We start from the raw sequence: 15,038 nt of genomic DNA, 5'->3' as shown, positions 1-15,038 counted from the left end.
TATCCTTCCGCGCAAATCGCCTTCTACGACAGATCGGAAAGCAATCCGGCAGCAACTGCAAGCCGGGAGACGGTCAGATCGCCCGTTTCCACAATATTCGCCATGCGCTGCCGCACTTCGTCGACGCGGGCACCCCGGCTCACCAGCCAGTCCTTTGCCGGATCGGTCTGCTTGCCGAATTTGCTGAGCGCTGCCACTGCTATGCCCCGCCGCGCCTGCGAAATCAGATCGGTGGCTCGCGCCAGCGCCAGCCCGTCATAGTAATCCGCCACGGAAACGCCGCGTGCGGCATCCTCGATACGGCCAATGCGGAAGGCTTCGGAAATGTCGAAATAGGCCTTGCCGGCACTTGCGATGTCGATATTGGCCTGGTGCGCCACGGCGGCAACGTCCGGGATAACCGGCGCGATCTGAAGGCGGGCCAGCTGCGTGGCGAGTGCCGGCGGTGCGCCGAGAGCAGCATTGCTGGCCGTATCCTCGCGGATAAGCCCGGTTACCGATAGCGGCAAAAGCTTGTCGAGGCGTGGCTGCAACGCACTGCGTGCCTGCCTGATCTCCTCGATTGCCTCCTTGAGCCCGGCTGCCCTCGTGCCGTTGCGCAGCACCCAGGCTGTTGTCCAGTTCAGCATCTGTGCCACCTTGGCATAGAAACCGTTCTGTGTTTCGCCTGGTATCGCGTTGTCCAGCGCGTCGATCCCAGCAAATACCCCGTCGAGCTCGAAGCCATCGCGAACGATCACATAGGCGCGCACGATCTCCGGCCCCGACCGACCGGTCAGGTCGGCAAGGCGGCTGACGAAGGTTGGCCCACCACGGTTGATCACATCATTGGCAAGCTGCGTCGCGATGATTTCCCGGCGCAGGCGATGGGTGCGGATTTCCTCGGCAAAACCTGCCTTCATCTGACTGGGGAAATAATCGATGAGTTCCTGTTCGAGATATGGATCATCTGGAAGGTCGCTCGCCAGAAGCTGGTTGGACAGGACGATCTTCGCATAGGCCAGAAGCACGCCAAGTTCGGCGCGGGTCATCGGGATGCCGTCAACCTGCCGCTCCGCCAGAACTTTGTCGTCGGGCAAAGTTTCGACCTTGCGGTTGAGCAACTTCTTCGTTTCCAGGTCGCTGATGAAGCGGGCCTGATAGGCAAGGTCGGCAATGCCGCGCCGCTGCGCCAGCGACAGGGCCAGCGTCTGCAGGTAATTGTTGCGCAACACCAGATCGCTCACCTCGTCGGTCATCGATTCCAGCACCTTGTCGCGCTTGGCTCGCTGCAGTTTTCCAGCGCGCATCGCCTGCGCAAGCGCGATCTTGATATTGACCTCGACGTCGGAGGTATTGACGCCGGCGGAATTGTCAATCGCGTCTGAGTTGCAACGCCCGCCAAGCAAGCCGAACTCGATGCGGGCTTTCTGCGTCACGCCGAGATTGGCGCCTTCGCCGATGACCTTGGCCCGCACATCGCTGCTGGTAATACGGATCGCGTCATTGGCGCGGTCGCCCGCTTCCGCATCGCTCTCCAGCGTCGAGCGGACATAGGTACCGATGCCGCCGAACCAGAGCAGGTCGACCGGCGCTTTCAGGATCGCCGTCATGATCTCGAACGGCGTTGCCGTGGTCTTGGCAAGACCGATGGCCTTTGCCGCGTCCTTCGACAGCGTGATCGATTTCTGCGAGCGCGAGAACACCCCGCCCCCTGCTGAAATCTTCGACTTGTCATAGTCCTGCCAGCTGGAGCGCGGCAGGTTGAACAGCCGCTGGCGTTCCTTCAGGCTCGCCTTAACATCCGGCTCGGGATCGATGAAAATATCGCGGTGGTCGAAGGCGGCAATCAGCTTTGTCTGCGGCGACAACAGCATGCCATTGCCGAAGACGTCGCCCGACATGTCGCCGACGCCGACCACGGTGAAAGGTGCCTTCTGGATATCCGTGCCGATTTCGCGGAAATGGCGTTTGACCGCTTCCCACGCGCCGCGCGCCGTGATGCCCATCTTCTTGTGATCGTAACCCGCGGAACCGCCGGAGGCGAAGGCATCGTCCAGCCAGAAATCATGCGCCTGGCTGATGGCATTCGCAGTGTCCGAAAACGTTGCCGTGCCCTTGTCCGCGGCGACAACGAAGTAAGGATCGTCGCCATCAAGCCGGACCAGATTGGCCGGTGGCACCACCTTTTCACCCTGCAGGTTGTCTGTCACCGAAAGCAGTGTCGAAATGAAGGTGATATAGGCTGCCCTGCCCGCTTCGAAGATAACATTGCGGTCGCCCGTCGTCGGCAGACGCTTCGGATAGAAGCCGCCCTTGGCGCCGACAGGCACAATGACAGCATTCTTCACCTGCTGCGCCTTCACGAGACCCAGCACCTCCGTGCGGTAATCCTGCGCTCGGTCAGACCAGCGCAGGCCGCCGCGGGCAACAGGGCCGAAGCGCAGATGCACGCCCTCGACCTCAGGCCCGTAGACGAATATTTCGCGATAGGGCCGAGGCTCCGGCAAGCCGTCGAGTAGCCTTGGATCCAGTTTGAAAGCCAATGACACCCGCTCGCTGCCATCTTCTTCCGGCGAGAAGGCGTTGGTGCGAAGCGTCGACTCGATCAAATTGAGGAAGCGCCGCAGGATACGGTCATCATCGAGACTGGGTACACCCTGAAGTGCTTGTTCTATGGCAGCCCTGATCGTGGTCTGCTTGCGCTGGGATTGGGCTGAGCCGGCCTTGGCAGGATTGAGACCCTGCTCAAACAGATTGTATATCTGTTTGGCGATCGCCGGATATCGATTAAGCGTCGCCGCGATGAAATCCTGCGAGTACGGAATCCCCGCCTGTTGAAGGTAGCGGCCATAGGCACGCAGGATGATGATCTGCCGCGCTGTCAGCTGGCCGTTGAGGGCAAGCGCGTTGTAGCCGTCATTATCCGACATGCCGCCCCAGATACTACGGAACACCTCTTCGAAGAGATCGCCATTGTCGGCGAGGTCGATGGGTGAACCGGATGCACTGACGAGCTCCATGTCATGCACGTAAAGCGGACTGCCATCGGCAGCCGGCAACGCGAAGGTTTGCTCGCTGATAACGCGGAAGCCCATGTTTTCGAGAAGGGGAACACGCTGAGACAGCGCAACCGCCGACCCGTAGTGATAGATCTTCAGTGAAGCAGCATTGGGGCCATCGGTTCTGTGCCGATAGAAATCGACAAAGAGCGGATAGTCACGCGAAAGGCCTGCGATACGGCTGGCATCCACCAGAGCCTCGTCGGCCGAAAAATTCTCACGATAGGAGTCGGGAAAAGCGGCAGCAAGTGCTGTGAATTCGGACATTCCGGTGCGATCACCGACTTCGGCCACCGCATCTTCCCAAGTGCGCACGATCGAGCGAACCGCTTCTTCGAGCGTCTCCCGCTTGACCTTGGGAAAGTCCCCATCCGCATGGCCAATGATGAAGTGAACACGTGTCAGGCCGCCTTCGGGAAATGCCGGATAGTAGGCCGAAAGATGACCTTCGAATGCATTGGCGAGATAGGTGCCGATTTTCTCGCGCACCACAGAGTCATAGCGTTCACGCGGTACGAAAACGATGATCGATGCAAAGCGGCCGAACGGATCGACGCGCGGCAGCACACGCACGCGCGGGCGCTCGCCAAGTGCCAGGATGATCTCGGCAAATCGAGTCAGCGTCTTGACATCGATCTGAAACAGGTCATCACGCGGATAGCCTTCGAGCACATTCAGCAAGGCCTTGCCCGAATGGTCCTCGCGATTGAAACCAAGGCGGTTGATGACTGCTTCGGCCTTGGAACGCAGATAGGGTATTTTCTGCACGGAACGCGTATAGGCCGTCGAAGTGAACAGACCGACGAAGCGAAGTTCGCCATTGATCTTGCCGTCGGCATCGAAGGTTTTGACCCCGATATAGTCCATATAGCCCCGGCGGTGAACGAGCGACTTGGTATTTGCTTTCGTGACGATCAGCAGTTCGGGCCCGGTAAGGAAGGCTATGATCTGCGGCGTCGTCGTCACCCCTTGATTGCCGCGCTTCAGCACGCGCACATCCGGATCGCCAAGAATACCAAGGCCCGGCTTGCCGGATCGTTCCAGCTCTCCCTCGCCAGTGTCGCCCTGATAATCATATTCACGCACGCCGAGGAAGGTGAAGTTGTCGTCGCGGAGCCATTCGAGAAAGGCCACGGCTTCGTCGACCGCTGCTTTCTTCATCGGCAGTTTTCCGGATTTGTACTGGTCGATCGCTTCGCCGAGGCGCGCCAACATCGGCTTCCAGTCCCTGACCGCCTCGCGTACATGCCTGAGCATCGTCGCCAGTGCTGCCGTCATGATCTGGTGCGACGTGGGTTCGAGCGCTCCAATGTGGATTTGCATTACGCTGACCCTGACGACACCCTTGGCGGGCTTCTCAGGACCTGCAAACCCAAGAACAACGTTTGCCGAACCGTCCATCCGGACGTCCATGACCGGATGCATGACGAGATAGATGCTGCTCGTGCGCTCGCCGATCTCGCCGAGCACAGAGTCCAGAAGAAACGGCATGTTGTCATTGATCAGGGTGATCACCGTCACCGGTCTGCCGTTGCGTTTGATAAGATCGCTGTTGCTAACGTCGATGACCGGTTCGCCGGGTTTGAAACGTGCGAGCGCGGTCTCTGCGATCCTCGCGGTCGCCGCCAGCGCACCTGCGTCGTATTCGGCAAGATCTTCTTCCGGTGCCCGGGCAAACAGCAACTCTTCGAACAATCCTGTCTGAGTTTTCCTGATTTCCTTGGCCGATTTTGCCGACGTTGCTTTTGTAGCCACCGTTGTGGCTGTACTTGCGTTGGAAGCCATGATCTTCCCCCCTATTTTGATTTAATTAATTGGGCTGATTATAACCCCTTTGAGGGTCTCCTTCGACAGTAAACTGCTCCTCTGAAGTGAAAACGGTGTGACACGCAATAAACTTACAATTCGACCAGATGATCATCCAGTTCATTGACGTCATCGGGGCCCTTCGGGAAATGTTCTTCCAGCAACATACCCGCCTTCTCGATCGCCTTGAGGAAACCCACCGTCAAATCATCCCGGTCGGCATGTTCCGTCAGAATCGCAACAATGTTGTTCCATTCGTCCTGATGCACTTTCGCATTAATGCCGGCATCGGCAATTACCTCGGCATAACGTTCCGCCAGTGACACGAACAGCAGGACGCCGGTTCGCTCGGTCGTCAGGTGTACGTTCCGCGCCAGGAATTGCTGGATAGCGTTGAGGTGCGCGCGCCGGTAGAGGATGCCTTTCGGAACGAGCCACAATGTGATGCTCGGCACCAGCCAGAGCAGCAGCACCGCGCAAAGGAATGCAGCAAGGATGGCCAGGCCGAACACCGGCAACGGCACGATGTACCAGAACCAGTGCGCAGCCACCGCGACCAGAACTGCAGCAAACAGGATACCACAGGCAACGGTAAAGCCCGCCACATAGAAATAGCTGTCGCTGCGCCGTGCCAGCACTGCATAGATTTCGCCGCTGGTGCGGCTCTCGGCGTCACGGATCGCTTCGGCGATGCGTGTGTGGTCAGTATCATCCATGAGTCTCATGACCTACCACCCCCCCGATGCGCCGCCGCCACCGGATGATCCGCCGCCGCCGGAAAAGCCGCCACCGCCGCCGCCTGAAGACCAACCACCGCCACCTGACCAGCTGCCGCCACCCGGCCACCTACCGCCGCCGCGACCATTCCTCGACGACCCTGTATCGAAGATCATGCCCAGCCATTGATAGCGGCCAGGGGCGATCTTGCGGCCAAAGGACGTCACTATGGCCGGCAGAATAATGCCACTGAAGAAAATGATGACGAAGATCGTGACAAAGATCAGCATGACCCAGTCGACATCGGACGATTGCTCCTGGATGTTGCGTTTTGCCCGCGCCTCAAGCTCGGCCGCGTCGCCTGAGAGAACCGTCAGGATCCCATCGACGCCGCGCGAGATCCCGCCCGCATAATCCCCCGAACGGAAAGCCGGAATGATGGCGTTTTCGATGATGAGTTTTGACAATAGATCGGTCAGCGTGCCTTCGAGGCCATAGCCGACCTCGATGCGTACCTTGCGGTCATTAGGCGCCACGACCAGCAACACACCGTTGTTTTCCTGTTTCTGCCCGAGCGCCCAAGCGCGGTAGAGCCGGTTGGAGAACGGTTCGATTTCTTCGCCGCTGAGACTTGGAACTGTCACCACTACGACCTGATCGGACGATTTCGCTTCGAAAGCCGCCAGTTTCTGGACGATTTGCTCCCTGGTCGCCGCATCAATGACATTCGCGGCATCGACCACACGCCCGGTCAGAGCCGGCAGTTCGGCGGCAAAGGCGCTGGCCATCATCAGGACGAGCAGCGTGCTAACCAGCAGGAATCGACCGGCAATCCATTTGGCCGATCGCTCGCAAACGGTCATGACGGCAATTTGACCCGATATGGGCATTTCAAAAGCCTAGAGCAAGAGATGTCCAAATGGACCCGTTCTGCTGGAGGGAATTCGGGACAAGGTCAAGGGATTTGACGAGACCGATGTCCTTCCATCGGGCGATGTCGAAGCCTGAGGGATTTGGCCCGAATTCACCCAGCCCTTCGGGTTTCCGGCTGGTGCACACCCACTTTGTCAGGCGGCTTCGTCCGATGGAAACACATCGGCCTCGCCACCTTCCGCGTGGATTGCCACGCCATGCGGGAAACAGAACTGGTTCCATTCGAACATCCTTTGCTCTAGAACTTGACCTGAGGCGTCTGCTTGGCTGTATCGTCGATGGTGAAGGTCTGGAATGGCTCATTGCCCGTAAACCAGATCTTGCTCCAGATCAGCGTCGGCATGGTCTTGAGTGAGGTGTTATAGACGCGCACGGCCTCGATATAGTCACGACGGGCAACCGCAATGCGGTTTTCGGTGCCCTCCAGCTGCGATTGCAATGCCAGGAAGTTCTGGTTGGATTTCAGTTCCGGATAGTTCTCGACGACAGCCAGCAGTCGCGACAGGGCGCCTGTCAGATTGGCCTGGTTATCCTGGAAGGCCTTGAAGGCGTTGGGATCCTTCAACGTATCTGGCGTGACCTGCACCGAGGTCGCCTTGGCACGCGCCTCGACCACTGATGTTAGCACGTCCTTTTCCTGCGCCGCATAGCCTTTGACGGTCTCGACGAGATTGGGGATAAGATCGGCGCGGCGCTGATACTGGTTCAGCACTTCGCTCCAGGCGGCTTTGGCGCGTTCTTCATTGGTCGGTATCGTGTTGAACCCGCAGGCGGAAAGCAGCGGCACGAGAAGTGCGAGCGCAAGGATGGAAAACGCGCGGCGCGGCGCCATCAGGCAAGTCACGTATTGCATCAGAATCTCTCCCAGGTCAGATTCAGCGGCCGGACGGCCTTTTTGGAACGAAGCAGTGCGAGCCTAGCCATTTTTTTCTGCAAAAGGAACTGGCAAAGCGCTATGGTGATTTGCTTTGCAATCACATGGAAATGTCATGCCTGATCAGGACGATAAGCGCGTGCCCGACACTGAATCCAAACGCATTCTCGACCGCGTGAACCGCGAATCCGCTGCCGGGGGCATGTCCGTCGTCGAGCGAGCGAAAGGCCACTTTTCGGCCAGGGATGCCGACGCTGGCGATACGGTCGAGATCTGGGGCACTCGCATCGGCCGGTTTCTGGGATTGATTGCGCTGATCGCCATGTTTATCTGGTTACTCAGTTCCATTTTCGGCAGGGCTTAGGTCTCAGTCGAACCTCCTGTCGCCCGAACGCCTTACATGAGTATGCTTGAATGACCGGTCCTGCTGCTGTTTCCTCCAATGCCATTATCGTCATTTCCAGCCATGTCGTCCGCGGCTCGGTCGGCAATCGTGCCGCCGTTTTCGCGCTTGAGACACTTGGCCATCCGGTCTGGGCCGTGCCGACCGTCATTCTTCCCTGGCATCCGGGTCATGGACCCGCCAAGCGAATCGTTCCGGAAGCGCAACAATTCGATGACTTGATTGCTGACCTCGAACGCGCGCCCTGGCTGGGCGAAGTCAGCGGCATCATGAGCGGCTATCTCGGCAATGCGGCGCAGGCGGCCAGCGTCGCGCGCCTCGTCAAGACGGTGAAGGCTCGCAACAGGAACGTGCTCTATCTCTGCGATCCGGTGATTGGCGACGAAAAGGGGCTCTATGTTCCGGAAGCGACAGCAATCGGGATACGCGATCAGCTGATGCCGCTCGCCGATATCGCGACGCCCAACCGCTTCGAACTCGCCTGGTTGACGGATGCCGAGCTACCCGACAACAGGGCGATCATGCAGGCAGCCCTGCATGCGGGTCCCGGCACCATGCTGGTCACCTCGGCGCATCCGATGATTGCCGGCGGCACCGGCAATCTGCTTGTAACGCACTCGCTGGCGCTCCTTGCCGAACACCGTCTTGTCACCGGCCCGACCAATGGCCTCGGCGATTTGACCTCTGCACTCTTCCTGGCCCGCATGCTGGCCGGGCTCGAACTCGAACAGGTGTTGCAACGGACCACCGCATCGGTCTTCGAGATCATGGCTCGTTCAGCCAAGCGTGGCGCCGACGAATTGATGCTGGAAGCCGACGCATCCAGCCTGTCGACGCCGATGGCCATGACGCAGATGCGCCGATTGGTCCACCCAAGCAAGGGCGTGCGCGCCTGAGCACCTGAGACAAAGGGTCAATTGATCTTCGGCACGATCGGGATTAAGCAAATGCCATGACCTTGCTCCCCGAGAAACTCCTCACCGGCTATCGCAACTTCATGGCGCATCGCTATGCCAACGAGACGATGCGATATAAACAGCTCGCGGACCAGGGGCAGACACCGGAAACGCTTGTCATCGCCTGCTGCGATTCCCGTTCGGCACCGGAGATCATCTTCGATACCGCCCCAGGCGAAATCTTCGTTGTCCGCAACGTCGCCAATCTTGTGCCACCCTACGAGCCGGACGGGGAATACCACGCGACATCCGCCGCGCTGGAATTCGCCGTACAGAGCCTCAAGGTCAAGAACATCGTCGTTCTTGGCCATGGCCGCTGCGGCGGCATCAAGGCGGCGCTCGCCCCCGAAAGCCAGCCACTCTCCCCGGGCGATTTCATCGGCAAGTGGATGAGCCTGGTCGCACCCGCAGCAGAAGCGGTGTCGGCCAATGCGCTGATGACCCCGTTCGAGCGCCAGACGGCGCTGGAGCGCATCTCCATCCGCTATTCGCTGAAGAACCTGCGGAGTTTTCCCTGCATCGATATCCTCGAGAAGAAGGGGCGTCTCACGCTGCATGGCGCCTGGTTCGATATTTCCACCGGCGAACTCTGGATCATGAATCCCGAAACCGGTGACTTTCTGCGTCCCGACCCCGAACCGGTCGGCATTGCCACCCCAGATTAGGAGACGAGAAGATGACGCGGTTGCTGTTTACGATCGCTGTCATTCTCGCCTTGACCATTCCTGCCCTTGCAGATGACGCGCCCGCACTCCTCGAACGCTGGTATTCGGGACTGGCCACCGCGGACCGGACCGTGTTCGACGATCTGCTCGCCGATGACGCGAGAGTCATTCTCGAAGATATCGATACAGTCCAGACCAAGGACGAATTTCTCGCCAGCCTCGACGAATGGAAGAATGCCGTACGTGGCGCCACTGTCCGCCACCGCATCGGCCATTCGCAGAACGGTATGGTCACCGTTTTCGTTTGCTACCAGTTCCCCAACAACACCACCTACACACGTGAGATCTTCAGCTTTCGCGACGCGAAGATCATCGAGAGCGCTCAAAGCGCCATTGGCGAAGCCTGCGAAGGCTTCTGATAGAAAAGGCCGGCGCAATGCACCGGCCCGTCGGCATTCCTTGCGGTAATAATTATTCGCCGTCGATCCTCGCGCCGATGATGGCGATTGCCTGCTGATAGACGCTCGCAGCGTTCCAGCCCTGGATCGCAGCAAAGTTCGGCTGACCCGGCTGATAGCCGGCGCCAGCCTGCCAGCCATGGGCGCGCAGGAAATTCGCTGTCGATGCAAGCGCATCGGCCTTGGAACGGACCATGTCGATACGGCCATTGCCGTCGCCGTCCGCGCCATAGCGCAGAACATTGAGCGGCAGGAATTGAGTCTGACCGATTTCCCCGTGCATCGCGCCGACGGCATTGGGCGCCAGCGTGCCATTGTCCACCAACTTCAATGCGGCATTGAGCTGATCACGGAAATATTCGGGACGCCGGCAGTCATAGGCAAGAGTGGTCACGGCCGAGAGCGTATGCTGGTTGCCCATAAAGCTGCCGAAGCCGGTTTCCATGCCCCAAATGGCAATCAACGGACCCGCCGGGACGCCAAAGCGCCTCTCGATACTGGCAAACAAGGCTGCATTCTGTGCCTTTTGCGCTCTGCCGCGCGAAATAATGGTCTGGCCGCCTCGCACCTGCATGAACTTGTCGAGCGAATATTTGAAGCTCTTCTGGTTGCGGTCCGCATTGATGGTCTTTGTCGCGTAGTTCACGCTATCGAGGGCATTGATACCCCTGCTGCCGATCCCCTGCGCCTGGGCCTGCTGCTTGTATTGTTCGACCCACGCGGGAAATCCTGCAGAATTATTGCCACACCCGGCCGCGGCTTGCGCTGCACCGGCCGTCATGAGAAGCGCCGTGGCTACGGCCGCAAAAAGTCTGCCTTTGGCAACAAATGCCATGGATATCTCCTTAAAAGTTGAGTCGCTCGTGCCTCTATTGCCATTTTTCCGCAACCCTGTCATCTGGCAGGATCGCGTATTTATCGGTCGAATTTCCCGCACTTTGTATGTTTTTGAGGCATTTTTATGCATTTCGAGGCACGAAACCCGATTTGGTTGATCCTGACACCACCATCAAATGCTACGCCAAGATTACAATTGACGATTGCAGTTATGTAAATATTGTTTGTGCTTTTGATGCGCAACGGGTGGGTACGTCCCAATAACAACCTTCCAATCAGCGGTTCAATAATCGTTTCATATATCTTCAATATACAAAAACATATATCATTTTCCGCACGTAATATTTTATCTCACTTAAATTTTACGACTTTCGTATGAAATTTAACTTGAACTCTGTCGATATCGAGCGCTAACCATCAGTTGTCTGGTCGCAGAACATCGTTAGTCGGCGAGTGAAGAATGTCCAAGAGTTTCAGCAAGAAAGAGCCTGTGTCGCGTCTAGTCAAAATCCATGCAGCCGCTAATGGTCTTGTCGCGTTTGCCCGGCACAATGACGGCCGTACAAGCCGCACGCTCTCTCTGGCCAGGCGGAACTACAGCACGCCACGTCAGATAAAATCCCTACAAGATTTCACACCACGAGACCACTTTCACAAAGGTTGATGAATATGTCAGACCACAAATTTAGAGCCTGGAAGGAAGAGCTGATTGCCCGGGCACATGCTGCCACAACCACGTCGAACGAGGATGCAGCCTTAACCAAGGAAACCCTGGGACGACCCTCAGAAAGCCTTGGCCCACGCGTTTACCAAGCATTGGCCCGAATATCCGCTGGGAGTTAGGTCCAAGGTCCAGGTGCTATCTGTCTCAGCGCCGATGTGCTTGACTATTATCTGTCCGGCGGTCCCGGCTGGCAGAACCACATCGAAGAGACCCTAAGCGATCGGGTTGAAAAGCGAGCGTAACGAAAGCCCATCTTGACTCTTCACACCACTTGCTGTTTAAGCCGCGCATCAATCCGCGACGAGTTCTGAACTCCGAGCAGCCGACCGGGACCCCAATAGGGTTAAATCGATCCCGGAGGTCAACACCCGACAGCGCGATGCGCCCTCGGGTGCCATTTTGCTTTGAGCCATTGGCCCTGGCGCGGTTTGCACTTACCTTTCGCGGAAACTGGTCCCTGGAAGGAAGAAGGAAAACTGGATGTTTGAAAGCTTACAGGAACGACTAGGTTCGATATTGAACGGCCTCACCGGCCGTGGCGCGCTGTCGGAGGCGGACGTCGCAGCGGCGTTGCGCGAAGTGCGCCGCGCGCTGCTCGAAGCTGACGTTGCCCTCGATGTCGTCCGTTCCTTCACCGACAAAGTTCGCACCAAGGCGGTCGGCGCCGAAGTTCTGAAGAGCATCAAGCCCGGTCAGATGGTCGTCAAGATCGTCCACGACGAACTTGTCAACATGCTCGGCGAAGAGGGCGTCTCCATCGACCTCAACGCGCCTGCTCCCGTCGTCATCATGATGGTCGGCCTGCAGGGCTCCGGCAAGACCACGACCACCGGTAAGATCGGCAAACGCCTCACCGAGCGGTCGAAGAAGAAGGTGCTGATGGCGTCGCTTGATACGCGCCGCCCTGCAGCCCAGGAACAGTTGCGCCAGCTTGGCGTGCAAACCGGCGTCGATACGCTGCCGATTATCGCCGGCCAGACACCGGTCGAGATTGCCGCCCGCGCCGTACAGGCAGCGAAACTCGGCGGCCATGATGTCGTCATTCTCGACACGGCCGGCCGCACCCATATCGACGAGCCGCTGATGGTCGAAATGGCCGACATCAGGAAGAAGGCCAACCCGCATGAAATCCTGCTCGTTGCCGATGCACTGACCGGCCAGGACGCCGTCAACCTCGCCCGTTCGTTCGATGAACGCGTCGGGATCACCGGCCTGGTGCTCACCCGCATGGACGGCGATGGCCGCGGCGGTGCGGCCCTTTCCATGCGCGCCGTCACCGGCAAGCCGATCAAGCTGATCGCCACCGGCGAAAAGATGGATGCGTTGGAGGAATTCTATCCCCGGCGTATCGCTGATCGCATTCTCGGCATGGGCGATATCGTTTCGCTGGTCGAGAAGGCCGCCGAAAACATCGACGCGGAAAAAGCCGCAGCGATGGCGAAGAAGATGCAGTCGGGCAAGTTCGATCTCAACGATCTGGCCGACCAGATCGGCCAGATGCAGAAGCTCGGCGGCATGGGCGGCATCATGGGCATGATGCCCGGCATGGGCAAGATGAAGGATCAGATGGCCGCTGCCGGTCTCGATGATTCCATCTTCAAACGCCAGCTTGCGATTATCTCGTCGATGACCGCTGCCGAGCGCAGCAATCCCGATATGCTCAAGCACTCCCGCAAGCAGCGCATCGCCAAGGGTTCCGGCACCAATGCCGCCGACATCAACAAGCTCCTGAAGATGCACCGCCAGATGGCGGACATGATGAAGGCGATGGGCGGCAAGGGCAAAGGCGGCATCATGAAGCAGATGATGGGCGGTCTTGGCGCCAAGATGGGTCTTGGCGGCATGGGTGGAATGGGCGGCATGCCCGATCTGTCCAGGATGGACCCGAAACAGCTTGAAGCCCTGCAGAAACAGGCGGAAGCCGCCGGCTTTGGCAAGGGTGGTGGCTTACCTGGCGGGCTCGGCGGTCTACCCGGTGGCCTCGGTGGTCTGGGTGGAATGCCACGCCTGCCTGGTCTTGGTGGTGGCCTCCCCGGCCTTCCGAAGAAGAAAGGATAATCATGTCCTCATCGTCTCTCCCGAAGGAACTCATCGAACTGCGCGCCTCGATCGACAATATCGATGCTGCGCTCATCCATATGCTCGCCGAACGTTTTCGCTGCACCAAGGCAGTGGGCGTGCTGAAGGCTAAGAACGGCTTGGCACCAGCCGATCCAGCCAGAGAAAAACTACAGGTCGAACGTCTGCGCTCATTAGCCCAGTCGTCCGGCCTCGACCCCGATTTTGCCGAGAAGTTCCTGAACTTCATCGTCAAGGAAGTGATCAGGCATCACGAAACAACAGCCGCCAAAGAAAACGGCGGCAACGCAACTTTCTAAGGAGAATACAATGTCACTGAAAATCCGTCTGGCCCGCGCAGGGTCGAAGAAGCGTCCTTACTACCACGTCGTCGTTGCTGACGTTCGTGCACCACGCGATGGCCGTTTCATCGAAACCGTCGGCGCCTGGAACCCGATGCTCCCGAAGGACGGCGATCGCGTCAAGCTCGATGCCGACCGCATCCAGTACTGGATCGGTCACGGCGCACAGCCGACCGACCGCGTTCTGCGCTTCCTCGACCAGGCCGGTATCGCCAAGCGCGACACTCGCAACAATCCTGAAAAGGCTGTTCCGGGCAAGAAGGCACAGGAGCGCGTCGCTCTTGCCAAGCAGGCTGAAGAAGATGCGAAAGCAAAGGCCGCTGCCGAAGCTGAAGCTGCCAAGGCTGCTGCCGAAGCTCCTGCTGAAGAAGTTGCTGCCAGCGAATAAGCTGTCACAGACTTGCTTGATTGTGAAACGGGTGGCTCTGCCGCCCGTTTTCGTTTCAATCTTGACAGTAAAGTCCGCGGGGCGAACCTGTTTGGATTGCTGGTCGCGAGGCCATGCTCGGCGAGCTCAGTTACAGCATCTATCTCATGCAAGGCATTGTCTTGTACTGTGTATTCGCCATCGGTCCGCTCCGGGAGTTTGCGCTGGCGTCCGATGCGAATTTCTGGATTGTGATCTTCATCGTTCTTGTTGCACTCGTCTTTGTGGCTTTGGCCATGCATATTCTTGTCGAACGGCCCGGTGTAGAGTTCGGACGGAAGTTGCGGGGCGAGCGCCAAGACCTTGTGGCACCAATGACTGCACATGGGATGCACTTGACGCCGCCTTTGGCGGCCGAGCCGACATCCGGTCCGTGAGCCTGCAGCTACTCATTCAAGAGTTAGGGTCTGGACCCATTAGTATGATCGAAATGGCGCCGGAAACGGCAAGAAGATGCAGCGCATGTTCCGATCCGGCGCTTCGCCGGATCGAAAGATACATGCGCAGCTTCATTCCTTGGAGCATGTATCGTCCGAAAAGTCTGACAACTTTTCGGGACCATGCTCTGAGAAGCGTGAAGGGCGGGGTCTTTTCGCCTGGCTACTTTGTCGCAAAGGCTCGAAAATGGATAAACATTTCTTGTCCCTTTGCTCCTCGTATCCGAACGAAAAGCCAAATACCATTTCGAGCAGATTGACAGGTTCTGACCCTGGGTCACGTTCCCCCGGTTCCTTGGCAAAGGGCTTGGAGCGAAATAGGCCGGCAGTTCTCTAAATG

At 58.4% G+C, this 15,038-nt stretch carries 13 protein-coding genes; 8 read left to right on the top strand and 5 right to left on the bottom strand.

The window, feature by feature from the left end:
* Positions 1 to 23: 23 nt before the first annotated feature.
* From AAAC48_RS19645 to AAAC48_RS19630, 4 genes are all read right to left on the bottom strand, one after another.
* Positions 24 to 4,826 carry an NAD-glutamate dehydrogenase gene (locus AAAC48_RS19645; protein WP_340655795.1) on the bottom strand — a complete coding sequence of 1,601 codons (4,803 nt, stop codon included), beginning with the start codon at positions 4,824 to 4,826 and terminating at the stop codon, positions 24 to 26.
* A gap of 113 nt (positions 4,827 to 4,939) precedes the next feature.
* Positions 4,940 to 5,572 (bottom strand): TPM domain-containing protein, encoded by a 633-nt coding sequence (locus tag AAAC48_RS19640; RefSeq protein WP_340655794.1) that lies wholly within the window; start codon positions 5,570 to 5,572, stop codon positions 4,940 to 4,942.
* Positions 5,573 to 5,575: 3 nt separating this feature from the next.
* On the bottom strand, positions 5,576 to 6,355 hold the full coding sequence (locus tag AAAC48_RS19635; protein ID WP_340655806.1) for a YgcG family protein: 780 nt from the start codon (positions 6,353 to 6,355) through the stop codon (positions 5,576 to 5,578).
* Positions 6,356 to 6,735: 380 nt separating this feature from the next.
* On the bottom strand, positions 6,736 to 7,350 hold the full coding sequence (locus AAAC48_RS19630) for a LemA family protein (protein WP_340655793.1): 615 nt from the start codon (positions 7,348 to 7,350) through the stop codon (positions 6,736 to 6,738).
* Between the two features lie 136 nt (positions 7,351 to 7,486).
* On the opposite strand from AAAC48_RS19630, the gene AAAC48_RS19625 reads away from it, so the two are divergent.
* Genes AAAC48_RS19625 through AAAC48_RS19610 form a run of 4 tightly spaced genes read left to right on the top strand, consistent with a single transcriptional unit; the run spans position 7,487 to position 9,814 of the window.
* Complete coding sequence (locus AAAC48_RS19625) at positions 7,487 to 7,735, top strand: hypothetical protein (protein ID WP_340655792.1); 249 nt, start codon at positions 7,487 to 7,489, stop codon at positions 7,733 to 7,735.
* Between the two features lie 50 nt (positions 7,736 to 7,785).
* Positions 7,786 to 8,670: a pyridoxal kinase PdxY gene (gene pdxY, locus AAAC48_RS19620; protein ID WP_340655791.1), complete on the top strand. Its 885-nt coding sequence runs from the start codon at positions 7,786 to 7,788 to the stop codon at positions 8,668 to 8,670.
* 56 nt (positions 8,671 to 8,726) lie between these two features.
* Complete coding sequence (locus tag AAAC48_RS19615) at positions 8,727 to 9,395, top strand: carbonic anhydrase (protein ID WP_340655790.1); 669 nt, start codon at positions 8,727 to 8,729, stop codon at positions 9,393 to 9,395.
* Positions 9,396 to 9,406: 11 nt separating this feature from the next.
* Positions 9,407 to 9,814: a nuclear transport factor 2 family protein gene (locus AAAC48_RS19610; RefSeq protein WP_340655789.1), complete on the top strand. Its 408-nt coding sequence runs from the start codon at positions 9,407 to 9,409 to the stop codon at positions 9,812 to 9,814.
* 52 nt (positions 9,815 to 9,866) lie between these two features.
* Here AAAC48_RS19610 and AAAC48_RS19605 read toward each other — a convergent pair whose 3' ends face one another.
* Positions 9,867 to 10,688 (bottom strand): lytic transglycosylase domain-containing protein, encoded by an 822-nt coding sequence (locus AAAC48_RS19605; protein WP_340655788.1) that lies wholly within the window; start codon positions 10,686 to 10,688, stop codon positions 9,867 to 9,869.
* A gap of 1,206 nt (positions 10,689 to 11,894) precedes the next feature.
* Here AAAC48_RS19605 and ffh point away from each other — a divergent pair.
* The 4 genes from ffh to AAAC48_RS19585 all read left to right on the top strand — a co-directional run bounded on the left by ffh (position 11,895) and on the right by AAAC48_RS19585 (position 14,638).
* Positions 11,895 to 13,472, top strand: coding sequence for a signal recognition particle protein (gene ffh / locus AAAC48_RS19600; RefSeq protein ID WP_340655787.1), 1,578 nt, complete (start codon positions 11,895 to 11,897; stop codon positions 13,470 to 13,472).
* Positions 13,473 to 13,474: 2 nt separating this feature from the next.
* Positions 13,475 to 13,792, top strand: coding sequence for a chorismate mutase (locus AAAC48_RS19595; protein WP_340655786.1), 318 nt, complete (start codon positions 13,475 to 13,477; stop codon positions 13,790 to 13,792).
* Between the two features lie 10 nt (positions 13,793 to 13,802).
* Complete coding sequence (gene rpsP, locus AAAC48_RS19590; RefSeq protein WP_340655785.1) at positions 13,803 to 14,222, top strand: 30S ribosomal protein S16; 420 nt, start codon at positions 13,803 to 13,805, stop codon at positions 14,220 to 14,222.
* Between the two features lie 113 nt (positions 14,223 to 14,335).
* A complete protein-coding gene (locus AAAC48_RS19585; protein ID WP_340655784.1) occupies positions 14,336 to 14,638 on the top strand; it encodes a hypothetical protein in 303 nt (100 codons plus the stop codon).
* The last annotated feature ends 400 nt before the right edge of the window (positions 14,639 to 15,038 follow it).

Source organism: Phyllobacterium sp. (assembly GCF_037994405.1).
Taxonomy (GTDB): domain Bacteria; phylum Pseudomonadota; class Alphaproteobacteria; order Rhizobiales; family Rhizobiaceae; genus Phyllobacterium.
The sequence above is the reverse complement of the archived record's forward strand: the minus strand, read 5'-3'. Positions and strand labels throughout refer to the sequence as shown.